29 protein-coding genes and 1 pseudogene are annotated in these 23565 nt (G+C 72.2%); 17 read left to right on the forward strand and 13 right to left on the reverse strand.

The annotated features are described in order from the left end of the window. Positions 1–18: 18 nt before the first annotated feature. Positions 19–495, reverse strand: coding sequence for a peroxiredoxin family protein (locus tag BLW04_RS10375; protein ID WP_091539837.1), 477 nt, complete (start codon positions 493–495; stop codon positions 19–21). A gap of 98 nt (positions 496–593) precedes the next feature. On the opposite strand from BLW04_RS10375, the gene BLW04_RS10380 reads away from it, so the two are divergent. Continuing rightward, entirely contained in the window at positions 594–1283 is a 690-nt protein-coding gene (locus BLW04_RS10380) for a TetR/AcrR family transcriptional regulator (RefSeq protein ID WP_091540110.1), read from the forward strand. A gap of 100 nt (positions 1284–1383) precedes the next feature. On the opposite strand, the gene BLW04_RS10385 is transcribed toward BLW04_RS10380, so the two are convergent. From BLW04_RS10385 to BLW04_RS10400, 4 genes are all read right to left on the reverse strand, one after another. Beyond that, the gene (locus BLW04_RS10385; protein WP_091539840.1) at positions 1384–2157 is read right to left on the reverse strand and encodes a hypothetical protein; all 774 of its coding nucleotides are present in this window, start codon (positions 2155–2157) and stop codon (positions 1384–1386) included. Next, positions 2147–2986: an alpha/beta fold hydrolase gene (locus BLW04_RS10390; RefSeq protein WP_254781270.1), complete on the reverse strand. Its 840-nt coding sequence runs from the start codon at positions 2984–2986 to the stop codon at positions 2147–2149. The genes BLW04_RS10385 and BLW04_RS10390 overlap by 11 nt, the downstream gene beginning before the upstream one ends. After that, positions 2983–3471 (reverse strand): vitamin K epoxide reductase family protein, encoded by a 489-nt coding sequence (locus tag BLW04_RS10395; protein WP_217630977.1) that lies wholly within the window; start codon positions 3469–3471, stop codon positions 2983–2985. Before BLW04_RS10395 ends, BLW04_RS10390 begins: the two co-directional genes overlap by 4 nt. Positions 3472–3696: 225 nt before the next feature. After that, on the reverse strand, positions 3697–5073 hold the full coding sequence (locus BLW04_RS10400) for an FAD-dependent oxidoreductase (RefSeq protein ID WP_091539852.1): 1377 nt from the start codon (positions 5071–5073) through the stop codon (positions 3697–3699). Between the two features lie 99 nt (positions 5074–5172). Here BLW04_RS10400 and BLW04_RS10405 point away from each other — a divergent pair, with 99 nt between their 5' ends. From BLW04_RS10405 to BLW04_RS10420, 3 genes are all read left to right on the forward strand, one after another. Continuing rightward, positions 5173–5967: a DUF427 domain-containing protein gene (locus BLW04_RS10405; RefSeq protein WP_091540114.1), complete on the forward strand. Its 795-nt coding sequence runs from the start codon at positions 5173–5175 to the stop codon at positions 5965–5967. A gap of 349 nt (positions 5968–6316) precedes the next feature. Beyond that, complete coding sequence (locus tag BLW04_RS28310; RefSeq protein ID WP_254781273.1) at positions 6317–7351, forward strand: DUF427 domain-containing protein; 1035 nt, start codon at positions 6317–6319, stop codon at positions 7349–7351. After that, the gene (locus BLW04_RS10420; protein WP_091539855.1) at positions 7348–7923 is read left to right on the forward strand and encodes a carboxymuconolactone decarboxylase family protein; all 576 of its coding nucleotides are present in this window, start codon (positions 7348–7350) and stop codon (positions 7921–7923) included. Before BLW04_RS28310 ends, BLW04_RS10420 begins: the two co-directional genes overlap by 4 nt. A gap of 11 nt (positions 7924–7934) precedes the next feature. Here BLW04_RS10420 and BLW04_RS10425 read toward each other — a convergent pair whose 3' ends face one another. Beyond that, positions 7935–8267 carry a trehalase-like domain-containing protein gene (locus BLW04_RS10425; protein WP_091539859.1) on the reverse strand — a complete coding sequence of 111 codons (333 nt, stop codon included), beginning with the start codon at positions 8265–8267 and terminating at the stop codon, positions 7935–7937. A gap of 221 nt (positions 8268–8488) precedes the next feature. Here BLW04_RS10425 and BLW04_RS10430 point away from each other — a divergent pair, with 221 nt between their 5' ends. Further along, positions 8489–8731 carry a hypothetical protein gene (locus tag BLW04_RS10430; RefSeq protein WP_091539862.1) on the forward strand — a complete coding sequence of 81 codons (243 nt, stop codon included), beginning with the start codon at positions 8489–8491 and terminating at the stop codon, positions 8729–8731. A gap of 146 nt (positions 8732–8877) precedes the next feature. Here the strand turns inward: BLW04_RS10430 and BLW04_RS10435 are convergent, their stop codons facing one another. Together BLW04_RS10435 and BLW04_RS29600 are read right to left on the reverse strand one after the other, a co-directional pair. After that, on the reverse strand, positions 8878–10038 hold the full coding sequence (locus tag BLW04_RS10435; RefSeq protein ID WP_091539866.1) for a flavin-containing monooxygenase: 1161 nt from the start codon (positions 10036–10038) through the stop codon (positions 8878–8880). Further along, positions 10035–10181 carry a CBS domain-containing protein gene (locus tag BLW04_RS29600; protein ID WP_091539869.1) on the reverse strand — a complete coding sequence of 49 codons (147 nt, stop codon included), beginning with the start codon at positions 10179–10181 and terminating at the stop codon, positions 10035–10037. Before BLW04_RS29600 ends, BLW04_RS10435 begins: the two co-directional genes overlap by 4 nt. Positions 10182–10225: 44 nt before the next feature. Between BLW04_RS29600 and BLW04_RS29605 the strand changes: the two genes are divergently transcribed. From BLW04_RS29605 to BLW04_RS29155, 4 genes are all read left to right on the forward strand, one after another. Continuing rightward, a complete protein-coding gene (locus BLW04_RS29605) occupies positions 10226–10801 on the forward strand; it encodes a glutaredoxin family protein (protein ID WP_091540122.1) in 576 nt (191 codons plus the stop codon). 136 nt (positions 10802–10937) lie between these two features. Beyond that, the gene (locus BLW04_RS10450; RefSeq protein WP_091539873.1) at positions 10938–11135 is read left to right on the forward strand and encodes an HAD family hydrolase; all 198 of its coding nucleotides are present in this window, start codon (positions 10938–10940) and stop codon (positions 11133–11135) included. Positions 11136–11261: 126 nt separating this feature from the next. Continuing rightward, positions 11262–11828 carry a hypothetical protein gene (locus BLW04_RS10455; protein WP_091539877.1) on the forward strand — a complete coding sequence of 189 codons (567 nt, stop codon included), beginning with the start codon at positions 11262–11264 and terminating at the stop codon, positions 11826–11828. Positions 11829–12447: 619 nt separating this feature from the next. Continuing rightward, a complete protein-coding gene (locus BLW04_RS29155; protein WP_256375477.1) occupies positions 12448–12579 on the forward strand; it encodes a hypothetical protein in 132 nt (43 codons plus the stop codon). A 340-nt stretch (positions 12580–12919) separates the two neighbouring features. On the opposite strand, the gene BLW04_RS10460 is transcribed toward BLW04_RS29155, so the two are convergent. Next, positions 12920–13339, reverse strand: coding sequence for a hypothetical protein (locus BLW04_RS10460; RefSeq protein ID WP_091539882.1), 420 nt, complete (start codon positions 13337–13339; stop codon positions 12920–12922). 426 nt (positions 13340–13765) lie between these two features. On the opposite strand from BLW04_RS10460, the pseudogene BLW04_RS10465 reads away from it, so the two are divergent. Both BLW04_RS10465 and BLW04_RS10470 read left to right on the forward strand, forming a co-directional pair. Continuing rightward, positions 13766–14098: pseudogene (locus BLW04_RS10465) on the forward strand (MFS transporter); the annotation flags it as partial. 219 nt (positions 14099–14317) lie between these two features. Then, a complete protein-coding gene (locus BLW04_RS10470; RefSeq protein ID WP_091540125.1) occupies positions 14318–15712 on the forward strand; it encodes a radical SAM protein in 1395 nt (464 codons plus the stop codon). Positions 15713–15968: 256 nt separating this feature from the next. Here BLW04_RS10470 and BLW04_RS10475 read toward each other — a convergent pair whose 3' ends face one another. The 3 genes from BLW04_RS10475 to BLW04_RS28315 form a co-directional block, all read right to left on the reverse strand. After that, the gene (locus BLW04_RS10475) at positions 15969–16412 is read right to left on the reverse strand and encodes a hypothetical protein (RefSeq protein WP_254781275.1); all 444 of its coding nucleotides are present in this window, start codon (positions 16410–16412) and stop codon (positions 15969–15971) included. A 147-nt stretch (positions 16413–16559) separates the two neighbouring features. After that, complete coding sequence (locus BLW04_RS10480) at positions 16560–17363, reverse strand: DUF427 domain-containing protein (RefSeq protein WP_091539890.1); 804 nt, start codon at positions 17361–17363, stop codon at positions 16560–16562. A gap of 9 nt (positions 17364–17372) precedes the next feature. After that, on the reverse strand, positions 17373–17621 hold the full coding sequence (locus BLW04_RS28315; protein ID WP_254781279.1) for a hypothetical protein: 249 nt from the start codon (positions 17619–17621) through the stop codon (positions 17373–17375). On the opposite strand from BLW04_RS28315, the gene BLW04_RS10485 reads away from it, so the two are divergent. Beyond that, positions 17508–17846: a nuclear transport factor 2 family protein gene (locus BLW04_RS10485; protein WP_254781315.1), complete on the forward strand. Its 339-nt coding sequence runs from the start codon at positions 17508–17510 to the stop codon at positions 17844–17846. The two genes, BLW04_RS28315 and BLW04_RS10485, sit on opposite strands and share 114 nt — an antisense overlap. A 69-nt stretch (positions 17847–17915) precedes the next feature. Here the strand turns inward: BLW04_RS10485 and BLW04_RS10490 are convergent, their stop codons facing one another. After that, positions 17916–19607 carry a radical SAM protein gene (locus tag BLW04_RS10490; RefSeq protein WP_175483992.1) on the reverse strand — a complete coding sequence of 564 codons (1692 nt, stop codon included), beginning with the start codon at positions 19605–19607 and terminating at the stop codon, positions 17916–17918. A 142-nt stretch (positions 19608–19749) separates the two neighbouring features. On the opposite strand from BLW04_RS10490, the gene BLW04_RS10495 reads away from it, so the two are divergent. The 5 genes from BLW04_RS10495 to BLW04_RS10515 all read left to right on the forward strand — a co-directional run bounded on the left by BLW04_RS10495 (position 19750) and on the right by BLW04_RS10515 (position 23510). Next, positions 19750–20574 carry a TIGR04283 family arsenosugar biosynthesis glycosyltransferase gene (locus tag BLW04_RS10495; protein WP_175483993.1) on the forward strand — a complete coding sequence of 275 codons (825 nt, stop codon included), beginning with the start codon at positions 19750–19752 and terminating at the stop codon, positions 20572–20574. After that, complete coding sequence (locus BLW04_RS10500) at positions 20571–21977, forward strand: MFS transporter (RefSeq protein WP_175483994.1); 1407 nt, start codon at positions 20571–20573, stop codon at positions 21975–21977. Before BLW04_RS10495 ends, BLW04_RS10500 begins: the two co-directional genes overlap by 4 nt. Positions 21978–22154: 177 nt before the next feature. Next, complete coding sequence (locus tag BLW04_RS10505; protein ID WP_091539910.1) at positions 22155–22562, forward strand: AhpC/TSA family protein; 408 nt, start codon at positions 22155–22157, stop codon at positions 22560–22562. After that, positions 22559–22966 carry an FAD-dependent oxidoreductase gene (locus BLW04_RS10510; protein WP_091539915.1) on the forward strand — a complete coding sequence of 136 codons (408 nt, stop codon included), beginning with the start codon at positions 22559–22561 and terminating at the stop codon, positions 22964–22966. The genes BLW04_RS10505 and BLW04_RS10510 overlap by 4 nt, the downstream gene beginning before the upstream one ends. Continuing rightward, a complete protein-coding gene (locus BLW04_RS10515) occupies positions 22941–23510 on the forward strand; it encodes an NAD(P)/FAD-dependent oxidoreductase (protein ID WP_091539918.1) in 570 nt (189 codons plus the stop codon). Before BLW04_RS10510 ends, BLW04_RS10515 begins: the two co-directional genes overlap by 26 nt. The last annotated feature ends 55 nt before the right edge of the window (positions 23511–23565 follow it).

Raw genomic sequence — 23565 nt, forward strand, 5'->3', positions numbered from 1 at the left:
TCGTGCGGACGGCGATGGTCAGGCGTGGTCCTTCAGGTAGCGGACGAAGCCGACGACGTCGTCGGGCACCAGGCGGCCGATCGCGCCGGAGGAGTAGACGGCGGTGACGACGGTGCCGTCGGGGGCGAGCACGAAGCCGGTCGACTGCAGGTAGTGCGGCTCGTCGTTGACGTAGGAGCCCAGCGTGGCGGCCACCTCGTCGGCGTCCGCGCTGTGTGCGACGGGGAAGTCCAGCCGCCGCTTCTCGACCAGCTCCGTGGACGTCGCCTCGTCGTCGACGGAGAGGGCGACGACCTTGATACCTGCGGCGTCGAGCTCGTCCTTGGCCCGGGAGAAGGCGGATAGCTGGGCGTTGCAGTAGGGACACCACGAGCCCCGGTACACCAGCACGACGCCGAAGTTGCCAGCCAGATCCCCGGGCAGGGAGAGCTTGCCGCCGCCGACGAGCGGCAGCGTCAGGTCGGGGAAGGTCTGGCCGTTGTCGAGTCGGGACATGATGATCTCCTCAGGTGGATGCGAGTGGACCGATCGGTCCATCCTTGTGTGCGGCCAACAGTGGACCGATAAGTCCAATTCCCCGTATCATGATCGTCATGCCTGGCGCCGCAGATCGCGTTCCCGAGCCGGCGCTCACCGCGCGGGGTCGGGTCACCCGCGAGCGGATCGTGGCGGCGGCGGCGCAGCTGATGCACGAGCACGGCGTCGCCGGCACCAGCCTGGACGACGTCCGTGCCGGGACCGACACCAGCAAGTCCCAGCTCTACCACTACTTCGCCGACAAGTCCGCGCTGGTCCAGGCGGTGGTCGGGCGCCAGGTGCAGCTCGTGGTGGCGGCCCAGCAGCCCGAGCTGGACGAGCTGGACTCCCTGGCTGCGCTGTACCGGTGGCGGGACCGCGTCGTCGCGGTCAACTCGGAAAGGGCCTGTGTCGGTGGGTGCCCGCTGGGGCGGCTGGCCAGTGAGCTCGCCGAGGACGACCCCCGGGCCCGGGCGGCCGTGAAGGCCGGCTTCGAGCAGTGGCGCGAGCGGCTGGCCGCGGGCCTGCGCGCCATGCGGGCACGCGGGGAGCTGGTCGGGGGCGCGGACCCCGACCGCCTGGCCCTCGCTGTGCTGGGGGCCGCCCAGGGTGGCCTGCTGCTCGCGCAGACGGCGCGCTCTGTCGCCCCGCTGGAGGCTGCTCTCGACCTCGCGCTCGACGGGATCCGGGTGCACCTGAGCCCCGGCTCGGCGGCCGTGGCCGGCCGCCACGTTCCCGCGGGACCGTCGTCACGCCCGGGCGAGTGAGAACGGTTCCGCGGAACCGCGGCGCCTTTGGCGCGGCACCGCCGCGCAGCCGGCATCGACGCCCCCAGCCCCGGGCGATCAGCGTGCTCGCAGCTCTGGCTCAGTCGCCGGAAGCGCTCGAGGCGGCGAGGACGAGGACCCGGGGGAGGGTCGTGGCGTAGGCCTCCAGAACGGCGGCCATGCCGGGTGCGGCATCGGCGACCCCTGCCTGCGACAGGGCGGCCGGTGAGGCGGCCACCTGCCATGGGACGCGGCGGGCGGCGTCGACGGCCCGCCGCTGCAGGTCCTCTGCCATAGGCCTGGTGGCGGGGGCCTGGGGGCCCAGCGCCGCCCAGGCCGCAGCCAGCCGGCCCTGACCGGCGAGCTCCCGCCAGATGCTGTTGACCATCGGGGTGTCCAGGGCGGCCCGGATCTCGCCGTACACCTGTGCTGCGGGGGCGTCCTGCGGCGAGGGAGCCGGTCGACGTGGCTGGACCGGCCGGGATGCCGGCACCTGGCCGGGCGCCGGTGGCGCGTCCAGCTCGTCGTCCAGGGCCAGCCGCAGGCCCGCGGCCAGCAGGAGCATCCGGCTCAGTGGGCCGGCGAACCGGGCGAGGACCGAGCGGACCTCGTCGTCCTCCGGCGGGATGGACGCGGTGCGCACCGAGGCCGCCAGCTCCTGGGCCAGCGCGCCGAACCGGTCGTCCCGGAGCGCCGGAGCGGCCTGTTCGGCGGCCAGCACGAGGTAGCCCGGGCACAGCGCGAGCGACTTGAACAGGCTCGGCACGAACGGCATCCCGTCGAGGAGTTGCGCGTAGACGCCGGCCACCCGCCCGGTCGCCTCGTCCTCCTCCACCATCGGGTAATCGGCGAATCTGTCGCGGTCACCGCGCATGGGAGACCTCCGCCAGGACCTCGTTGACCGCGGCCGCGAGGACCCCGGGATGGTCCTCGGGGGTGAAGTGCCGGCCGCCGGGGATGGTCTGCAGCGTGGTGTGCAGGTCGGTGGCCAGCCGCCGGCCGTACCCGACCTTCTGGAACCGGTCGGCCTCGCCCCACACGACCCGGGCGGGCAGGCCGAGGGAGGGCAGCCGGTCGCTGATGGCCAGGGTGGCCTGGACGTCCAGTGCACTCACCTGGCGCATGAGGCTGCGGGCGGCGCCGTGGGTGACGTAGGGCTGCCAGTGCACGCCGATGGCCTCCAGTGCCTGCCGTCGGTCGTCGTGGCCGCGGTGGAACAGCTGGACGAGGGTCGGGTACAGCGCCACCTCCGGCAGGTAGCGCAGGACGCCGGCAGCGCGCTTCATGGCCAGGACGCTCGGGATCGGCCAGGAGTCGTAGCAGACCGCGTTGGTCAGGACGATGCCGGAGAACGCCTCGGGCCGGTGCACTGCGGCGATCTGTGCGACGCCGCCGCCGAGGTCGTGCCCGACCAGCACCGGCGGCGCAGGCAGGTCCAGCGCGTCCAGCCAGCGGAGCAGACGTTCGGCCTGGGCAGTGAGACCGAGATCGCGACCCTCGCCGTCGGGGATGGAGGTGCCGTAGCCGGTCATCTCCCACGCCAGGCAGCGGCCTTCCACCAACGGCAGCACGTGCCGCCACAGCTGGGGGGACGTGGGCACGCCGTGCACCAGGACGACGGGTTGTCCCTCCCCGTGCTCCAGCCAGCGGAGCCGCTCACCGGCGACCATTCGTTCGTGTGCCCGCAGGACCGGCTCGCTCACGACCGTCGCGCCAGGTGCCGCAGGGCGGCCCGTGCTTCGGGCAGCGCGACGGGTAGTGCTGCGGCCTGGGCCAGCGCCGCCACGGTGCACCAGGAGCAGACCTTGCGGTGCTTGGTGACCTGCTCGGCCATCAGGTAGAGCCCACCGGCGGCGTCCACCGCCGTCTTCGCGGCCAGCGCCAGCGGAACCCACGGCGTGGCACGTGCGCGGGAGCGGTCGCCCATGCCGGCCAGCACCAGGGTCACCGCGGCGCTGGCCAGGCCCAGTGCGGCATCGGGGGTCTTCAGCTCCTGGTAGGCCTCTCCGGACGCGTCGACCGCGTCGGCGTCCAGGAAGGGCAGTGGCAGTTCGGGCACCCGGCGGAGCACGCCGAACTGGTAGAGCCCCACGACGCCGAGCGCGAAGCCGGCCAATGACGTCAGGCCGGCCACCCACCGGCGCTGCTCCAGGAAGTCCCCGCTGCCGCGCCGCAGGTCGTCGCTCACCCGCTCCGCGGCGGCCGAGCTGGACCGGCCGATCCCGCCGGGTCCCGGGCGCACCGACGCCGCCGGTGGACCCGCCGGTCGTTGTCTGATCGTCGTCCGTGTCATCTCTACCTCCGGTCTCGGCATCGCCTCTGCATGCCCGGAGAGGCGTCGATCGACTCATCCGTGTCCAGCGAACTCGGTGCCGACCGGCGGCATGGCCGCGATGTGGGCGACTTCGATCGATCAGAGTTGCCGGACGTCGGCTTCCACGGCTTCGAAGGCCTTGCGCGCGGCGATGAGGACCGGGTCCCAGACCGGGGCGAACGGGGGTGCGTAGGACAGGTCCAGGGACAGGATCTGGTCGACGGTCATCTCGTTCCAGATGCAGACGGCCAGGGCGTCGATGCGCTTGGCGGAACCGGCGCGTCCGACGACCTGGGCGCCCAGCAACCGTCCGCTGCGCCGCTCGGCGATCATCTTGAGCCGGATGGGTTGGGCGCCGGGGAAGTAACCGGCCGTGGTGGTCGAGTCGACCGAGGCCGTCACGAACGAGTAGCCGGCTGCCTGCGCCTCCTGGCTGGACAGGCCGGTGCGCGCGACCTCCAGATCACACACCTTGGTGATGGCGGTGCCGATCACGCCGGGGAAGGTGGCGTACCCCCCGCCGATGTTGATCCCGGCGACCCGGCCCTGTTTGTTGGCGTGCGTGCCCAGCGCCACCACCATCCGCTGGCCCGACAGCCGGTGCCGTGACTCCACGCAGTCACCGGCCGCCCAGACGCCGTCCACCTCGGTGTGCATCCGGGCATCGACGGCGATGCCGCCGGAGGTCCCCAGCGGGATCCCGGCCTCCCGGGCCAGCCGGACGTCGGGCCGCACCCCGAGGCCGAGGACGACGAGATCGGCGGGCAGTTCCCGGCCGCCTGCGGTCAGCACCGCGCGGGCTCGTCCGTCGGTGCCGACATCGACGGCGACGACCTCCTCGGACATCACCAGCTCGATGCCCTCGCAGCGCACGGCATCGGCGATGAACTCTCCGACATCGGGATCGAACGTGCCCACCGGTGTGGCCGAGCGGTCCACCACTGTGACGTCCAGGCCGCGGACCCGGCATGCCTCGGCGATCTCCAGCCCGATGTAGCCCCCGCCCACCACCACGACCCTGCGCACGCGGCCGCTGTGGAGTTCGGCGCGCAGGGCCACGCCGTCGTCGAGGACCTGGACGCCGTGCACCCCGGCGGCATCGATCCCGGGCACCGGTGGGCGCATCGGCACACTGCCGGTGGCGCAGACCAACTCGTCGAAGGGCTCGCTGCCTTCTCTTCCGCCGTCCAGTTCCCGCCAGGTGACCGTCCGGCGGTCCAGGTCGATGCCGGTCACCTCGGTGCGCATCCGCACGTCGACGCCCATGGCGCGGTGCTGATCGGGCGTGCGGGCGATCAACGCGGCCTCGCTCTGCACCGTGCCACTGATCCAGTAGGGGATCCCGCAGGCGGAGTAGGAGGTCGCGCGGCCCCGCTCGAACATCACCACGTCCAGGTCGGCGCACCGCTTCCTGGCCTGCGACGCGGCGCTGCCACCCGCGGCATCCCCGCCGATAACCACCAGTCGCTGTCCCACATTCGGGACTGTATGCCGCCGCCACGTCCCCGGCTGCCGGTGCTCGGCGATCGGGCGGCACGCAGGCAGGGCGACGGCAGGCGGGCCTACCGTCGCACCATGTCGCTGACGCTCGGTACCGGCCCGCTCGCCCGCCCCTCCCAGGGCCGGCTCAACGCCGATCTCTGGTCGGTCGCCCCAGCGCACGCACTGTTCCTCCACCCGCTGCAGGAACGCATCCGGGGGGAAGTCGGCGGGCAGACGGTCGTCGACACCACTGACGCGCAGCTGCTGCACGAGACCGGCTTGATGCCACGCTGGTACCTCCCGCTGGCCGACGTCACCCCGAGCATCCTGCGCCCGAGCCTGGCCCGGACGACCTGCCCGTTCAAGGGCGAGGCGAGCTACTGGCACCTGGAACTCGATGGCCACCGGCTCGAGGACGCCGCCTGGTCCTACCCCGACCCGCTGCCCGGCTGCCCCCCGCTGGCCGGCCTGGTCTCGTTCTACCTCGAGCATCTCGATGCCTGGTACGTCGAGGACGAGAAGCTGCTGGGCCACCCCCGCGATCCGTTCCACCGGGTGGATGCCCGGCGCTCCTCGCGGCACGTCGTCGTGCGGGTCGGCGGGGTGGTAATTGCCGAGACCCGCAGCCCGATCGCTGTGTTCGAGACCGGCCTGCCGGTGCGCTACTACGTGCCGGAGGCGGATGTGCGGCGCGAGGTGTTCGAGCCCAGCGAGACGGTGACCGTCTGCCCGTACAAGGGTGTGGCGAACTACGAGCACGTCGCCGTCGCCGGGCAGCGCTACGACGACGTCGCGTGGTGCTATCGGGAGCCGCTGCTGGAGGCGCTCCCGGCCGCCGGCCACCGCTCGTTCGACGGCGAGGGCGTGGACGTTGCGGCCTCGACCTGAGCCGGGGAGTCGAATCCGAGCCGGATCGGGGCGCGAACCGAGGAGGGTCCGGCTGACTGCTCGACATCCTGCCGATCCATCGCACCGGACGAACGCGAGGCGACTCGACAACCGGCCCGGGCAACTCTCCGGTGCGCAGGATCGACGCGGTCGATGTGTCCGGAGTTCCCTCGTGGGCGCGGTCTGATCGGACGCCGGAGGACATGGCCGCGGAGCGGCGCTGCCGGCCCGTCCTCGGCCGGCTGCACACCCAGCTGAGCTGGTTGGTGGCGCAGCGGGAAGGTGTCGCCTCGGCCGCCGGGTTCCCAGGTGCGGGACGAGGACCGAATCGGCAACGGAGGCGGCGGAGATGAGTCACCCGGAGGCTCCGGCAGCAAGCATCGAAGTTCTGTGGCGGCCCGGCTGCCCCTACTGCGCCCGGCTCCGCCGCGGTCTGCAGCGGGCCGGCGTCCCCACCGTCGAGCGCAACATCTGGGCGGACCCGGCTGCGGCGTCCCGGGTGCGGGCCGCCACGGGGGGAGACGAGACCGTGCCAACGGTCCTGGTCGGCGGCCGGGCGTTGGTCAATCCGTCGGTGCGGGACGTCGTTGCGGCCGTGCGGGCGGCGTATCCGGAGGACGCCGAAAGGGTGCTTGGGTCCGCGACGGAGCCGCCGTCGGCCTCGGCCACAGGGCGTACGGCGGCGGGGTGGACGCTGGCCGCCGCAGCCCTGTGGATCCTGGTCGCGGCATGGCGACCGACCACGACGTGGCATCTGGCTCCGGTGCTCATCGCCGCAGCCGCGCCGTGGCTGGTGGGCCAGGACCTGCGCGCCGGGGACCGGCGGGCCGGTCGCCGGCTCGCTGCGGCCGCCGTCGCTGGGTTCCTCACGGCGGCCACCATCACGGCAGGGTTGGCCCGGGTCGGCCTGCTCCGCGGGCCCACCGTCCTCGGCCCCCTCCACCCATGGGCGGAGTCGCTCGTGCTCGCTGCAGCGGCGGCCGCGCTGGCAGCCGCCCCGGGACTGGCGCGCGCGTTACGGGCGCCCGCGGCCCGGTCGGCCTGGATGGGGGAGCATCTGCTGGCGCGCTCGGACGACGTGGTGATGGTGGAGGGAAACGCCTACTTTCCGCCCTCGGCGATCCAACCTGGCGTGCTGACCCCGACCTCCACGCGGACGGTGTGCCCGTGGAAGGGAGTAGCGGGCTACTACACGGTCAACGCCGGCGGCGTGGAGCACCCCGACGCCGCGTGGTCCTACCGTCATCCTTCGCCGCTGGCCCGGCGGGTGAAAGACCGCGTTGCCTTCTGGGGTGACGTGGACGTCCGGGCCGAGCCACATTCCACTGCGAACGGCGACGGGACCGTCGGCGCCGCCGGACAACCGAGGAGTGACCGGCCGTGACACATCTACCCTCCCTCGGCGACGAGGCCGTTCTGGTCGACGTCTTCCGGCGGTTCCCCGAGACCGCCGGGCCGCTGCTGGACTACCACCAGGTGCTGCTGCGCGGGTCGTCGCCGTTGTCGGTGGCCCAGCGCGAGCTCATCGCTGCCTACGTCTCGGCGCTGAACTCTTGCCAGTACTGCCACGGGGTGCACGCCGCGACGGCGGCCGCCTTCGGTGTGGACGAGGGCCTGGTCACGGCCCTGGTCGCCGACGTTGACTCCGCCCCGGTCGGCGCCACGATGAAGCCGGTGCTGCACCTGGCGCGCACCCTGACCCTCACCCCGGCGAAGGTGCGTGACAGCGAGGTGGCGGCGGTGTATGCCGCCGGCTGGGACGAGCGGGCCCTCCACGACGCGGTGAGCGTGTGCGCCCTGTTCAATTTCATGAACCGGCTGGTGGAGGGGTTGGGCATCACCGCCGCGCCCGACTACTACCAGACCTCGTCGCGTCGGCTGGCCGGCGCGGCCGGCTACGCCGGGCTGCGTGACCTCCTTCCTGGCCAGCACGGGCAGGGCAGTTCGCCCAGCTGACAGGCAGCAGATCAGACCCAGATCCGCGAGTTGGGGCCGTCGGGGAGCGCGCCGCTGTCGAGTGATCCGGCGGCACCCCGGTGGTCCTTCGGGTCGCAGGGACAGGCGAGGCCGGGGGCCAGCCGGGAGAACACCGACGGGGCGTCGAAGCGGGGAAGGCACATCCAGTCGACCGAACCGGCCCGGGACACCAGTGCGGCACTGTGACAGTCGGACAGGAAGCCGTACTCGCCGATCGGCAGATCGCTCACCTGGCCCTCCCGCCGGTGCCCCATGGAATGCGGCAGGGCACGGGTCGGCTGGATGGGCTGCCCGGTGGCCGGCTTCTGTGCACGTGCGGTCATGGCAATTCCCTTCGTGGGCGGGGGAACCCGGTAAGACCGACCGGCTCTTCCCCGACACGGCCCATGAAGCGCCCCGACCGTCGCTCCCTGCGCGGGAAGTCGGCGCGCTCGCCGGCCTGGCGGGCACTTTCACCATGACGGCCTGTGAACCGCCCCGGAGATTGCTGCCGTCGGCTTCCGCCAGGCCCAGGCCGACGAGCCGGGACGTTCCACCGTCACCCTTGGGATCGACCCGGTCCAACCCCTCGGTGCCGTGGACCCAGGAACGCGATCCCGGCGGCCACCCCGGCCTGCTCGCCGACCCGCAGAGACGCACGCTGCTCGCCGCCCGGGCGGTGGCTGCCGGCGCGGAGTGGGTGTTGGCCCTCCGCACGCTCATTCCCGTCGGCGTCGTGCTCGAGCAAGACGCCGAATACCCCACCTTCAGCGAGGGGTGCACCACCCTGGAGGCGCTGCCCTCCTGAAGCCACGTGGCAGCTTCGTCCTGTCATCCGTAGGCGGACGCCACTCGACGCGAGGCGACGTCCGGGAAGATCAACACCGCCCAAATGGTGGAGGTCCGGCATGCCGACCGCGCCGCGGTGACCGCGAGTTCGGTGGCCCGTCGGGGCTACGGGCCACGGGTGCCTGCCCGACTGCGGTGGCGCGAGCCGATGATGCGCTGTGCGGTGGCGCGGGCGTCCCGGTCGACACCGTCGATGATCGAGGAGTTGAGGCGGGTCTGCCAGGGCAGCCCCATCCAGTGCAGACCGGGTACTGGCGACTCGCCGGCGTCGTGCACCGGCGCGCCGTCGTCATCGACGGCACCTGGAACGTCGATCCACGAGGTGTCGGGCCGGAACCCGGTGCACCACAGGACCGTCGTGACCGCGACGGTGGTGGCGTCGGCCAGGGTGACGTGGTGGCCGTGTGCGCCGGTGACGCGGTGTGGGAGCAGCCGGACCCGGCCGCGGCGGACGAGCGTGCGCAGTTGGGTGCCGACGATGGCATCACCCCGGTTGCGGATGTAGCGGGACACCGCGGCGCTCCGGTCGGCGTTGAGGACACCGGCGAGGTAGATCCACCAGTACATGCTCACCCCGAGGATCGTCTCGGGCAGAAACCAGGGGCGGCCGGGGCTTGCGACGGTGACGCGGCGGCCGGCGTCGGCGAGCTCGAGGGCGAGCTGCGCCGCGGAGTTGCCTCCACCCACGACCAGCACCTCGCCGTCGGGGACGTCGGTGGGGCGGCGGTAGTCGCGGGAGTGCAGCTGCCGCACGTTCGGGTCGAGGTCCCCGCTCGCGGGCGGCCGATGCGGCCGGTGGAACGGGCCGGTGGCCACCACGACGTGGCGTGCCCGTACGCGACCGCTCGAGGTCACCGCCACGAACCCGGACCCGTCGCGGGTGAGCCGGTGCACGCGTACTCCGGTCTCGACCGGCAGGGTGAAGTGCTCAGCGTAGTCACGCAGGTAGTCGGCCATCTCGGTGCGTGGGGGGCACCCGCCCGGGCCTCGTGGGAAGCGCCGCCCGGGCAGGCTGCTGAAGCGTCTCGGGGTGAACAGCGTCAGGCTGTCCCATCGGTCGAGCCAGCTACGCCCGATCGGTGCGGCGTCGAGCACCAGCACGCGCAGATCGGGATCGGCGGTGAGGTGGTAGGCGGTTCCGAGCCCGGCCTGACCGGCACCGACGACGAGTACGTCGACGTCACGGCCGGCGGGATCGGCGGGGGACGCGCGGGTGGGTTCGTCGGTGCCGGGTCGCGGCGGGGGGACCGTGTCGTTCGGGGTCATGTCAGGTCGGTCGGGTGGAGGGTGCCCATGAGGTGTCCTTCGGGGTCGGTGACGATCGCCAAGCGCAGGTAGTGTCGCGTCAGCCGCTCACGCACCGCAGCGACGGGCTCGTGGGCTCGCAGGGTGAAGGGGCCGGGCTCCATCAGTTGCCCGATACGCGCTCACGACCTTGGTGGGGGACTCTCACATGACAGTTCCTGAGGCGGTGGTGACCGTCTACACCCGTCCCGGATGCCCGTTCAGTGCGGCGCTGCGCTGGCAGCTGCGCCGCCTCGCCGTCCAGGTCCGGGAGATCGACATCTGGGCCGACCGTGACGCCGCCGGTGTGGTCCGCGTTATCACCGGCGGTGACGAGACCGTCCCGACGGTCGTCGTCGGCACCCGGACGATGGTCAGTCCCGGTGTGGACGCGGTGCGTGCGGCGCTGGCCGAAGTGGCCCCTGAGGGTGAAAATCGCGGCGGCGCTGTCCACGGCGGGGCGAGTGGTGCGTTGGACGGTCGGGCCGGCACTGATGCTCGCGGTCTGGACGGCGGTCGCTCTGCTCAGCGCGGACACGGTATTCCACCTCGGGCCGTCGTTGGTGGCTGCGTCCTGGGCCGTCACGGCCCGAATGGACGCCGCCCGCGGACTCGGGTTTGCGCTCGGCGGCATCCTGGCCGCGGGCGGGGTGGCACTCTCCACCGTCGCGGGCGGTGCCGCGCTCGATGTCATCGTCGCCGGCCGCAGCGCTCGTCGAAGCCGGGATGTCGATCGTGTGTCTGAGCAACGGCGCTCGGGAGAGTACCGAGGAGTTCCTGGTCCGCAGCGGCCTCGATCAGCTGGTCGACGAGGTCATCAGCGTCGGTGAAGGGCGGATGCGGAAGCCGCTCCGCGGGTCTAGGACCACGCTCTGTCCGCCGTGGGCCGACCGGCCGATGACGTCGCGCTGGTGGCCGTGCACGCCTTCGACTGCCACGGCGCTCATGCCGCCGGGCACACCACTGGTTGGGCCGTGCGACTGGAGCAGTACTCCGCGGAGATCTCCACCCGGGCCGACGGGATCGGTGACGACCTGGTCGACGTCGCCACCCGACTGATCGCCCTGCCCGAACGCTGACCTGCCGGAGGTTGGCCCAGCGAGTGCGTTGAACTGCAACACCACGAGAAGCAACACCCGACGAGAAGGAGTCTGTGATGGCCACCCTGCGTACCGACGATCGCCCCCCGCGGACAGGGTCCGCTCATGTCTGACATCACCGATCCGGGCATGACCACAGGCGCCGCGGCGACCACCGACCCGGGAAACCCCGTGCCCGCACCCGGCCGCTGGCGGTGGGTCCCCGCCCTCGTCGGCGCGCTCGTCGTATCCCTGGCGGTCGCCCCCGTCGGGCCGCTGCCGTTCTACGTGACGCCGCTGATCCTCGGAGTGACCTACCTGGCCGCCGCCGTCGTGGGTGGGCGGTCGGCGACGTTGTGGGCCCCGGGGTTGATCATCACCGCTTGGGGTGGCGCGGTGGTGCTCGTGTTCAGCCACACCCTCAACGCAGACTTCGCGGCCGTCGCGGTCACCGCCCTCGGTATCGGGGCCACCGCGGCGGCGCTGCTGGGTCGCGTCGGGTTCCGCATGGATGCGATCGCGGTCGCGCTGTCGGTGCTGTTCGCCGGTCTCACCGAGCTCATCGCCTCCCTCGGCGTCGCCATCCTCGGGCGGGGCTGGTTCTACGGCGCACTGCTCGGAGTGTGGGTCCTGAGCGACCTGGCCCGCATATCCCCCCTGAGGCGGACGGGTTCAGGGAGCGCGCGTGTGTGACAGCCGGACCCGGGTGCCACGGCCCCGTCGTCCGCCAGGAGCGTCCCCCCGGCCGGCGATACGCGTAACTGCGGCGCAGCTGAGGGTAGGGGGGCGGGTGTAGAGCTGGAAGATTTCGTGCAGACCGCGGTCAGTACGCCCCACTCGAGGACGTGCCCGTCGTCATCGAAGACCGCCTTGACGGGCCGGGGTAGCTGACGGCCTGGCCGTGGTCGCGGCACTCGCCGTGCTTGCCCGTGTAAGCCACGACCGTCACCGCATGACCTCGATGCCTTCCACGACCTGCCAGGGGACGCGTCCCGTTTGACCAGATGGATGCTGTGAAACCCCGCCCGCTCGATCGCGGCCAGGAACGGCTGCAACGCCCCGGAGCTGCAGCCGTTCCACAGCGCCGGGTCCGCCCGCGGCCGCTCGGGTACCTCAGTGGAGCTGACGATGTCGGATATGGCCGCCTGCCCACCCCGCCGCAGGCCCCGAAAGATCCCGTCGAACAGTGCCGTCTTCTGCTCGGTGGCGACCAGGTTCAGCACACAGTTGCTCATCACGACGTCGATCGAGTCATCGGAGACCAGCGGCGCCTGGGCGCGCAGCCGCCGCTGCTAGGCCTCCACCGCGGCCAGTGAGGCAGGTCGTCGACGGGATGGGCGGCCAGCCACTGCTCCAGCGCGTCGAGATCCAGCGCGAGGTCCTGGATGCGGGCCTTGCGGAACTCGACGCCGCCGTGCCCGACACGCGCGGCGACCACCGATGACCGGCCCGCCCGGGCCGACCACCTGGGAGGCGATGAAGCAGATCTTCCCAGTGCCCGAGCCCATGTCCAGCACCGTCTCACCGGCAGCGAGGTAGCGGCTGGGATCCCTGCACCCGTAGTCGCGCTTCAACACCTGCGGCGGGATCGCGGCGAGGACATGCGGGTCGTAGTCGACCGCGCAGCACAGCGCCGCCTCGACCTGCTGCGCCCGCGTTTCCTCGCCGGGCCACCGCCTGCTCCTGATCGGTCGCCGCCACCGGGTCGAGCACCTGCTCCTGGGAGACGGTGACGGCGGTGTCCGCTGTCGTGGACGTCTGGGTCATCGGACCTCCGGGGACGCTCATCGGGCCGTTGCCGGCTGCGGCGCCTGCGAGTTCGGGTGGGTGTAGCTGCCGACGATCTCGCCGACCTGCTCGTAAGCGACGCGCACCAGGAAAGTGCTCAGCCGCCCGTAGGACCCCGCATCAAGGACGAAGAAACTCGGTCCCGGGGTGCGCAGGGCGTCGACACCGACGGCGGGTTGAGCCAGGCAGTCCCCGCCGGCGGTGCCGAGCAGGGTGGCCGAGAGGTCCATCGGGGCGGCGGTGGCGTAGGACTCGTGGACCTGCAGTTGCCGGTAGAGCGCGGCGTCCCCGACATACCCGGTGAGGCTCAGGAGATGGTCGACGGCGAGGTGGCGCGTGCCGCGCGGGGAGCGCAGCCGGACTCGGACCTGTCCGCGGTCGGGTTCCAGGGCCTGCACGGTCGTGCGGGTGTGCACCGTGACGCGGTCGGTGTGGCGCCGGCCAGGTCTCGGGTGGTGTCGACGAGGGTCTGGCGGGCCGACAGGGTGTCGCCGGGGATCTCGCCCCAACTCGCGGCCGGGTCGCGGATCACCCAGTCCAGGCGGGTGCCGGGCAGCGCGGCGAAGCTCTGCGCCGCGGCCTACGCGAATTTACCCGCGCCGACGAGCAGGACGGTGCCACGCCACCGGCCCCCTCCGGGTGGTTGCCCAGCGCGGGAAGGGCACGGATGATCCGCCCGCCCAACGCGGTCTCGCCCGGAGCGGCGATGCCGCCATCGCCCATCGGGTTGGGATGGCCGAAGGTCCCGGTGCAATCGAGCACCATGTCAGCGGTGTGCACGTGCTCGCCCTCAGGTCCCTCGATCAGGAGCCGGAACGGTCGCCCGGGACGCCGTCCCGGCCGTCTGGTTGGTCGGCATCATGCTCGGGGCCCTGGTCGGCGGCCGGCTCACCGACCGCTTCGGCCGGCGCCGGCTGTTCGTGCTCACCCTGCTCTGGTACGCCGGCTTCACCGTGCTGACCGGGCTGTTCCCGTCGCTGAGCTCGGTCTATGCGCTCGGCTTCCTCGCGGCGCTGGGCGTGGGCGCGGAGTGCTCGATCATCAATGCGGCGATCGCGGAGTTCATGCCAGCGAGCGTGCGCGGGCGAGCCAACGCCGTGGTGATGAACGTCTGGTCGGTCGGCGCCGTGCGGGCCGCGCTGATGGCCTACCTGCTGCTCAACGTCACCGCGTGAAGCGCCGGCTCCTCGTGGCGGGTCATGTTCGTCCTGGGCGGCCTGCTGGCCCTGGTGCTGTTCTTCCACCGCCGGATCCCCGAGTCCCCCCGCTGAGCGCTGCATGCGCCAGCTATCGACATCACGGGCCGGGAAGGAGCGGACACGCTCGACGGGTTCCCTTGTTGCCCGGGTCACGTCCCGTGCGCTCGGACCGGATGGGCGGAGTCTGTGGTGGGCATGCGTAGTGCAGTACGCCGGTGGGAGAGGCTCACCCGGCCGGTCCACCCTGAGACGGCCGCGGTGCTGGCCGAACGGTGGGCCGCGCTGCCGGAGGCGGTCCGGACACCGGCCCAGAGTCTGGGGCGGCACGCCGTCGGGTGCGAGGGCACGCACGGGGTCTTCCCGAAGTGCAACCTGACGTGCACGCCCTGCTACCACTCGGCGGATGCCAACAAGGTCCGCGTCGACGGGACGCACACGGTGCGGGAAGTCGATACCCAGATGGCCTACTTCCGCGAGCGGCGCGGACCGTACGCGCACGCGCAGCTCATCGGTGGCGAGGTGAGCCTGCTGCCGCCCGAGGACCACGCGGCTGCGCTGCTCCGCATGCGTGCACATGGCCGGGAGCCGATGTCGATGACCCACGGTGACTTCGACGCCGACTACCTCCAGCGATTAGTGCTCGACGACGCCGGCGCGCTCCGGCTGGGGCGGGTGAGCTTCGCCGCACACTTCGACTCGCTGATGCGCGGACGACGGGGCGCGGTGCGACCGCGAACCGAGGCGGAGCTGCACCCGTTCCGGGAGCGGTTCGTCCAGATGTTCCTCGACACGCGCCGGGAACTGGGGCTGCGGTATTACCTGGCGCACAACATGACGGTCACCCCGGCCAACGTCGGCCAGCTCGCCGAGACGGTGCGGGCCGTGCTGCCCATGGGTTTCTCGATGATGTCCTTCCAGCCGGCCGCGCACGTCGGTGATGAACGACGCTGGCGGGAGAGCTATCAGGAGATGAGCATCGACGCCGTCTGGGCGGCGTTGGAGGAGGGCGTGGGCCACCGGGTGCCCTACGAGGGTGTCGAGTTCGGGGACCCGCGCTGCAACCGCACGGCGTTCGGCTTCCTCGCCGACGGTTCCTGGGTGTCCCTGCTCCACCCCGACGACGCACGTGACATGGCGGCCCGCGACCGGTTCTTCGACCACTTCGGCGGGGTGGCCTTCACCGGCACCGCACCCCACCTGCTCGCGGTCAAGGTCGCCCGGGTGCTCCGACACCACCCTGGTGACCTCGTCGTGGCGCTGCGGTGGGCGGCGCGCACCGTGCGCCGGACCGGGGGTGCACGTCGGCTGGCAGGGGCAGCGCGCCGCGGGACCCTGCGCCCGATGACCTTCGAGGTGCACAGTTTCATGGACGCCGCGCAGGTCGCGCCGGCCTGGGATCTGCTGCAGCGCGGAATCGTGGCCGAAGACCCGGAGTTGCTGGCGACCCAGGAGAGGCTGACCGCCTGCACGTACACGATGGCGCATCCCGAGACGGGTCAGTTGGTCCCGGCGTGCGCCCAGCACTCGGTGCTCGACGTCGCCGAGAATGTCGAGCTCCGCAGGCTGCTCCCGCTGACGGTCGTGAACTGAGCTCAGCGTGTCGTTCGACCCCAGCCCCCCGGGAGTTGCCCGGTGATTCGGGGGCTGGCCCGAGGGTGGCCATCACTGAGTCCGCCCGGGAGCGCGGGCCCACCAATTCGACGGTGTTGGATGCGGTGGCCCCGGCAGGCGACGACGCCACCGCAGCTGCGGCCGGTCGTTGGCCGGCCGCGGGCGGCCGGGCACCACTCCACCCGGGGCCCGGTCCGAGCCGGGCGGGGGCCGGGAGAGCAAGATCAGCAGTCCCTCATTGCCTGGTGGCCGGAAAGAGGCGGTCGAAGATCGCTGACGTGGCCGCGATGTGCACGGCCTTGTCGAGGACGTCGATGGTGGCCTCCTTGCGCGACCACGTCCACGGCTTGCCGAGCCCGAGTGCGGTGATCATGACGAGGTCCTGGGTGTAGATGGCGCCGAACGTCGTGGCCGTGCCCCGCAGACCGCGCAGGCCCTGGTGGGCAGCCGCGCCGTAGGCGGCACCCCACATGGCCCCCAGAGCGGTGTGGGCCGCGTAGCTCAGCCGCTTCATTCCCGCGTCACTGCCCGGCTTGACGGGCAGCAGCTTCTGGACCAGCTGAGCCGGGCCGTAGCTGTCCTCACGCCCGGAGATGGGCATCTCGACCAGCTTCTGGAACGTGGTCATCACCACGCTGCCGGCCACACCGGCCAGCGCACCTCGACCGAGGTCGGCCACGAGAGAGGGGCGTCTGGTTGAAGAGGAAACGAGTCGCATGGCTCGGAGCTACCCGGCTGAGAGGAGCTCATGCACACCGAAGAGGGTTCGGCGGATCCGGTCCCGGTACGGGTTCCCACCCCGCCGGGCGGCGGATGGCGGACGGCCTCACTCCCGACCGTCGTCGTGCCTGACATCGAGGTCGACCCGCTCCGCGACGAAGCACAGCAGCCCCCGGACGGCTTCGGCATCGTGGAACGGTTCGGGATAGGTCCAGACCAGGTCCTTCTCCAACCGCTCGCCCAGCCGGAGGGACCAGTAGTGGGCGATGCCCTTGTAGGGGCAGCGGGTGGTGGTGTAGCTGGGCTCGAGCAGCTCGGTGCGCACGTCCTCGCGGAGCAGGTAGTAGCGCACCGGCAGGCCGGACTCGATGAGCATCCGTGGCCGGGTCGAGTCGGCCACCACGACATCGCCGATCCGCACCTGCACGTGCCTGGAGCTCCGGAGCACGTCGATGCGGGTGTAGGGATCGCGGGGGTGGACGAAGACCTCCTCGTCCTCCTCGAACACCCCGTCCATCGAGTCCCAGTCGAAGGCGACCAGCCCCGCGACCGCTGCCGCTGGCTCCGGTGGCTGCTCGAAGGAGTACGCCGCGTCCACCGCCCGCCGGTCCCCGGCCCGCACCGTCCAGTACGTCCCCTCTCCCATCGCCGGGTCGGACCTGCGGCGCTCGCTGCGCTCGAACAACTCGGCACGCACGTCCTGGCGGGGGAACAGGTACGTCGGCGTCCGGCCCGGCGGATGCAGCAAGCGGACATCGGTGCTGTCAGCGACCGTCGCCCCGCCGAGGATCACCCGCACCCGCCGCGGCGTGTGCTCCAGGTACAACACGTACTCGGGCCGGTGCGGATCGAAGTTGAACGACCCCGCCGGATGCTCGCCGAACGGTCCACTGCCTTTGGTCAGACTCACCCCGCTGCGCTACCCGAGCCGGCGGATCTCATGTGAGAGGCCAATCTGCCTCGCGTTCCGTCGCTCGACGGCGGCCTCACCCAGCGCGGTGGTGAGCTCCGGGGGGTCGGCCTCCAGCTGCACGACACCGCCGCCCTCGCCGCGCTGTACGACGAGCACGGGTTCTTCGAGGACCCCGTCGGCGGCCAGCGGCACGAGGGACGGGCGGCTGTCCGCGAGCACTTCGCGGTGGCTCTGCAGGCACCGCGCGAGGTCCACCTCATGTCCATCGCAGTGGTCGGTACCGAGGTTGCCGTGCTGTTCCGCGCTGTCGCGACCGACGGCACCACCACCGAGGTCTTCGACGTGATGTCCTTCACCGACCAGGGCCACATCGCCTGCACCTGGGCCTACTGGCCGGCAGGAGCAGGCGATGCCGCGCCATCGGAGCCGGATGCGAGGCGGCCGTCGACCCGGCGCCCGGGCCCTCCAGGCTCCCGATAGACGGTCACCGCGTGATCTCCGGAGACCGTCCACGGAACCAGAAGACCCACGCGATCGCGGGCGGACCGGTCAGACCGCGCAGTTGTAGACCAGGGGCAGCGAGCCGTCGCCCTGCCGCAGGCGCAGGAAGATCTCCACCGCCCGCCGCTTGGCCTCGGCCATCGGGATCTCCGGGCCCCCGAGCAGCATGTCGGGTGAGGTGGCGAGGTCGGCCCCAGCCGGGTGCCAGTGCCAGCCGTCGGCGGTGGCGGTCAGCTCCGGCACGGTGTTCTCCGCGCCGATCGCCACGCCGCCGTCGGAGTGTCCGCGGTGGACCAGTGGGCGGACGGCGAAGTCCCGGCCGCGGATGCCCTTCGCCGCGAGCAGTTCCCGCAGCGGCTCGACCTGGTCGCCGTTGTCCGCCGTCTCGGTCATCCCCACCCGCACCGGCAGGCCCAACCCGAGGGCTGTCTCCAGGCCGGCCATTGCCTTGGCCCAGGAGCCGCGTCCGCGGTGGGCGTCGTGAGTGGCGGCTGCTGCGCCGTCCAGTGAGGTCTGCAGCGTCAGCCGGGACCGACCGGACAGCCGTTCCAGTTGGGTGCGCCGATAACCCTGGTAGAGCATCCCGTTGGTCAGGCAGACGACGTCGAGCCGCTCGGTGGCATACAGCAGCATGTCCACCAGGTCGGGCTCCAGGAAGGGCTCGCCGCCGGTGACGTAGACCTCGGTGAAGCCTTCGGCGACGGCGTCGTCGACCAGGGCGCGGAACCGGGGCAGCCCGAGGCTGCGCCGGCGGGCCCGGGGCGAGGAGGCCACCGAGCAGTAGTCGCAGGCCAGGTTGCAGTGGAAGTTGGTGTAGGCCCACAGCCGCGGCGGGAAGAGCAGGGAGCCGAACAGCGGCAGGACCGGTAGTCCATCGTCGGGAACCGGTGGGGCGTCGGCCCAGGTGACCGGTGCGGCGGAGAAGTCGGGCACCGCGGACTTGTAGAGCTGGTAACGGCCGCGGGAGCGCTCGGCCGGCGGCACGACCTCCAGGCACGTCGTCCAGTGACCGGACTCGACGGTCTCGGCGAAGGCCTCGGGGAGACCGGCGGCGCGGATGGACGCGGCCTGCGCCTGCCAATCGTAGTGCAGCGGCACCAGTTGGGCGCTGGCACCCTCCGGCCCCAGGTCGACCAGGGCGAACCAGACGTGCTGGCCACCGTCGTTGGCCGGCCGGCCGAGCACCCCGACGTTGACGACCAGCGTTTCGCCGCCGTCCCGGCGCGGGACCCGGCGGGTCCAGGGCAGCCCGGAGTGGGTGCAGCAGATGACATCGGCGCCGGAGGCCTCGACGCGCAGCCGGTGCTGCTCGTCGGACAGCGACTCCCACCAGAAGTCGTTGACCGCGAGCGTCGAGCCGTGCACCAGGTGGACGTCGACCCCGTCGATGTCCTCCCGGCGCTCGGTGGGCAGCGTCCGCATCCAGGCGGCGAAGGCGGGGGAGGTGTGCGCGAAGGTGTAGTCGTAGGCGATGGCGGCGAAGGCGTTGTCGGCGTCGTCGGTGTATCCGCAGCCACAGTCTTCCTGCCCGCTGCCGATCGCCACCTCGTAGTTGCCGGCGATGCACTCGATCCCCGAGCTCAGCAGCAGCGGCCAGATGGCCTCGGGCTCGGCTCCGTAGGCGCCGAAGTCCCCCAGGCAGACGAGCCGGTCGGCGCCGAGGGCCCGCGCCTGCTCGACGAAGGCGCGCAGGGCGTAGGGGTTGGAGTAGGTGCCGCCGCAGACGGCCAATCTCGTCACGCTCCGGGAACCCACCCAGGCCTTCCGGACCTTCCGCGCGCAGGCTGCGGATCGGGGAAGGGTCGCCCGGGGTCACCGGGTTCCCTGCCCGGGACGCCCCGTCGGAGGCGTCTGCGAACCGGACGGCGACTGGAGGCGGTCGGTGACAGGTCTGCGCGGCGGTCCGGTGGCAGGAGCCTCGGCAGCAGCGGCGCTGCCGTTGACCGTGTCCATCGTCGTCCCGGTGTTGGACGAAGCAGCCAAGGTCGCCGGCGCACTCGACCGGTTGACGCGCGACTTTCCGGGCTGCGAGGTGGTCGTGGTCGACGGCGGCTCCACCGACAGCACTCCCCGGCTGGTCCGAGCACCGGCCCGCGTGGTGTCCACCTCTCCCGGCCGGGGACACCAGGTGAACGTAGGCGCTGCGCACACCTCCGGGGAGGTGCTGTGGTTCCACCACGTGGACACCCACGTCGACCCGGTGGCGCTGGGGCAGCTGCGGGCGGCTTTGGCCGACCCGGCCGTCGTCGGCGGCGGTCTGACGCTGCGGTTCGACCGTCGCAGCGCGGGCCTGGACTACGTCGCAGCCACCTCCAATGCCCGGGCGCGGCGGTTGCACTGGGTCTTCGGAGACCAGGCGATGTTCATTCGCCGGTCGGTGTTCGAGGAGCTGGGTGGGTTTCCCGAGTTGCCCTTGATGGAGGACCTGGAGATGTCGCGGCGCCTGGCGCGCGCCGGCCGGATGGTCCTGCTCCCCGCCACGTCGACGGCTTCGGCGCGCCGGTTCGACGAGCACGGCACGCTCCGGCTCCTGGTGTTCATGCAGTGGCTCAAGCTCCTCTACTTCCTCGGTGTCGACCCCGCTGACCTCGCCCGTCGCTACGCGGCCGGACCGCGGTGGCCGGTCGGCCGCCGATCTGCCCGTCGCCGGCCCGGCGTCCCGGCACACCCGGTCCCGGTCGCCGCGGGTAGATGGGACGCCCAGTGAGCACAGAGATGGCCGCGGCCAGCATCGGCGACCGACTCGACCGGCTGGCGTGGAGCCGCCGGCACACCACCATCCTGATCGCGCTGGGCGCCGGATGGATGTTCGACTCCTTCGAGGTGCAGGTCTTCTCCAGCGCCGTCGGACCGCTGGGGGACGAGTTCCGGGCCTCGGTGTTCGCCCGCGACGCCGTCCTGGCCGTCTGGCTGGTCGGGATCCTGCTCGGCGCCCTCGTCGGCGGCCGGCTCACCGACCGGTTCGGGCGGCGGCGGCTCTTCCTGGTCACCTTGCTCTGGTACGCCGGCTTCACCATGCTCACCGGCCTGGCCCCGTCGCTGGGCTGGGTGTACGCGCTGCGCTTCCTGGCCGCCCTCGGCGTGGGCGCCGAGTACGCGATCGTCAATGCCGCCATCGCCGAATTCATGCCCGCGCGGGTGCGCGGCCGGGCCAATGCGGTGGTGATGAACTTTTGGCCGGCCGGCGCGATCCTCGCCGCGCTGATGGCCTATCTGTTGCTGAACAGCGCGGCGCTCAGTGCGGGGCTCTCCTGGCGGTTGACGTTCGTGGTCGGCGGCCTGCTGGCCCTGGTGGTGCTGTTCTTCCGCCGTCGGATCCCGGAGTCCCCGCGGTGGCTGGCCGTCCGCGGCCGGCACGCCGAGGCCGACGCGATCGTCTGCGCGCTCGAGGCTGCGTCCGGGCAGCCGGCTTCGCCCGGCCACGCTTCTGCCGAGGTGGCGCCGCTCGCGACGGGTGCCGCGCTGCGGGAACTGGTCCGCCGCCATCCGGGACGGCTTGCCCTGGGCGCGAGCCTGGACCTGGCCGAGGCGTTCGGCTACTACGGCCTGTTCGCGCTGCTGTCGGTGGTCGTCCTCCCTCAGGTGCAGTTCTCTCAGGCCGAGATCCCGTTCTTCTACATCCTGGGCAATCTCGGTGCGCTGGCCGGCGGGCTGCTGATGAGCAGCTTCTTCGACCGGCTCGGTCACCGCCGGACGGTGCTGGGCTGCTACACCGCCGCTGCTGCCGGCGTCGGGTTCCTGGCGGCGGCGACGGCGACCGGCAGCGCTGCGTGGGTGACCGTGGCTTTCGTGGTGGCGAACGCCTGCGCCACCGCGGCCTGGACGTCGGCTTATCCGACGTTCACCGAGCTGTTTCCGACCCACCTGCGCGGCGCGGGCGTCGGGGCCTCGGTCGCCATTGGACGGGTCGGCGCGATCGTGGGCACCCTGCTGCTGCCCGCCCTGGCCACCACAGCCGGCGCCACCACCTCCTATCTGCTCGTCGTCGGATTCTGGCTCGCAGGGGCTGGCGCCATGGCGGTGTACGCGCGGCGGGGCGGCCCGGAGGCGGCCGGCCGGTCGCTGGAAGCCCTCTCCCCGCGGTCCGACCTCGCGACCACGGCCGCCTGACCACACCACCGGAAGACTGGAATGCCGCATCGGGAGAACGTGTCCATCGGCGTCGGCGACGTCGCCCTGACCGATGCCTCGGGCACCCGGACCGTCCTGGGCGGCCCGCCCGGGGTCCAGGTCGTGGTGCTGATGCGCCATCGGCACTAGCTGCCGTGCCAGCAGCACCTGGTCCAGGTGCAGAACGCGCACGACGATCCGCGGATCGGGCTGCTGCTGATCGGCTTCAGTCCCGCCGACCGGCTGGACCCCATCGCCCGCCGGCTCGGCTGGACCGGCGCCGTCCTCAGCGACCCCGACCGGGAGCTGTACCGGCGGCTGGGCATCGGCCGTGCACCGTGGTGGCGGGTCTACACCCCGGCCACGCTGGCCATCTACGTCCGTGCGCGGCGGGCCGGCCGGCGTCCTTCCCGGCCCACCGGTGAGGACACCCGGCAGCTCGGCGCGGACGCAATCATGGTCGGAGCAACGGTGCTGACACTGTGGCGTCCCCGCAGCCCGGACGACCGGCCATCCGCCGCCGACGTGCTCGACGAGGGCAGGCGGGCGCTGGCGACCGGCGGCCCGGCGAGTGATCCGGCGTGAGCGTCGGCGGCGGAGCAGGCGACGGGCACCGGCCGGATGAGGTCGATGTACTGGTCATCGGCGCCGGCCAGGCGGGCTTGGGAACGGCCTACTGGCTCCGCCGGTGCGGCATCGAGCGGCTGCTCGTCGTCGACGCACAGCCCGTCGGACAGAGTTGGCTGGACCGTTGGGACAGCCTCCGGCTGTTCACCCCTCACCGGTCCAGCGCGCTGCCGGGGTTGGCGTTCCCGGACGGTCCGCACCGGGCCCCCTCCCGGGTGGAGATGGCGCCCTACCTGAGTGCCTATGCCGCGCACCCGGGCCTGCCCGTGGAGACCGGGGTGCGCATCTCGCGGCTGACCGGAGATCCGGAAGGTCTCATGGCGTGGACCTCGACGGGTGCGAGCCTCCGGTCTGCACGCTGAGGTCGTCCAGCTGCACTCGGCTGCCTACCGCCGACCGAGCGACGTCCCGCCCGGCCCGGTGCTGGTCGTCGGCGGCGGCAACTCCGCCGCGCAGCTGGCGATCGAGCTGGCGGGGACGCACGAGGTGACCGTCGTCAGCTCCCGGCCCCTGTGGTTCCTGCCCGAGGGCGTCCTCGGGGTGAACATGTACTGGTGGACCCTGCTGACCGGCGTCCTCAACTCCGCCAGCACCTCACCGGTGTCGCGGTACGTCCAGCGGCGGGGCGACGCGATCGTCGGTCGGCAGGTGCGGGACCTGGCTGACAGCGGGCAGCTCCGGCTCCTGCCGCACCGCCTCGTGGCGGCGGAGGAACGGCGCGTCACCCTGGCCGACGGGACGTCGCTGCCGGTCACGTCGGTGCTGTGGTGCACCGGCTTCCGGCCCGACACCGCATGGGTCCAGCCCCGGGCGCCACGAACGCCGCCGGTACGCCGATCGACCAGGGCGGTGCGTCCCCTGTCCCGGGGCTGCACTGGGTGGGCCTGCCGTGGCAGACCCGGCTGAACTCCGCGATCATCGCCGGCGTCGACCGGGACGCCCGGGCAACGGCACAGCGCGT

Source organism: Modestobacter sp. DSM 44400 (assembly GCF_900107175.1).
Lineage (GTDB): Bacteria > Actinomycetota > Actinomycetes > Mycobacteriales > Geodermatophilaceae > Modestobacter.

Coding starts and splice junctions, on each gene's coding strand:
- BLW04_RS10375 (WP_091539837.1), bottom strand. CDS start 495: ATGTCCCGACTCGACAACGGCCAGACCTTCCCCGACCTGACGCTGCCG.
- BLW04_RS10380 (WP_091540110.1), top strand. CDS start 594: ATGCCTGGCGCCGCAGATCGCGTTCCCGAGCCGGCGCTCACCGCGCGG.
- BLW04_RS10385 (WP_091539840.1), bottom strand. CDS start 2,157: ATGCGCGGTGACCGCGACAGATTCGCCGATTACCCGATGGTGGAGGAG.
- BLW04_RS10405 (WP_091540114.1), top strand. CDS start 5,173: ATGTCGCTGACGCTCGGTACCGGCCCGCTCGCCCGCCCCTCCCAGGGC.
- BLW04_RS28310 (WP_254781273.1), top strand. CDS start 6,317: ATGAGTCACCCGGAGGCTCCGGCAGCAAGCATCGAAGTTCTGTGGCGG.
- BLW04_RS10425 (WP_091539859.1), bottom strand. CDS start 8,267: ATGACCGCACGTGCACAGAAGCCGGCCACCGGGCAGCCCATCCAGCCG.
- BLW04_RS10435 (WP_091539866.1), bottom strand. CDS start 10,038: ATGACCCCGAACGACACGGTCCCCCCGCCGCGACCCGGCACCGACGAA.
- BLW04_RS29600 (WP_091539869.1), bottom strand. CDS start 10,181: ATGGAGCCCGGCCCCTTCACCCTGCGAGCCCACGAGCCCGTCGCTGCG.
- BLW04_RS29605 (WP_091540122.1), top strand. CDS start 10,226: ATGACAGTTCCTGAGGCGGTGGTGACCGTCTACACCCGTCCCGGATGC.
- BLW04_RS10455 (WP_091539877.1), top strand. CDS start 11,262: ATGTCTGACATCACCGATCCGGGCATGACCACAGGCGCCGCGGCGACC.
- BLW04_RS10470 (WP_091540125.1), top strand. CDS start 14,318: ATGCGTAGTGCAGTACGCCGGTGGGAGAGGCTCACCCGGCCGGTCCAC.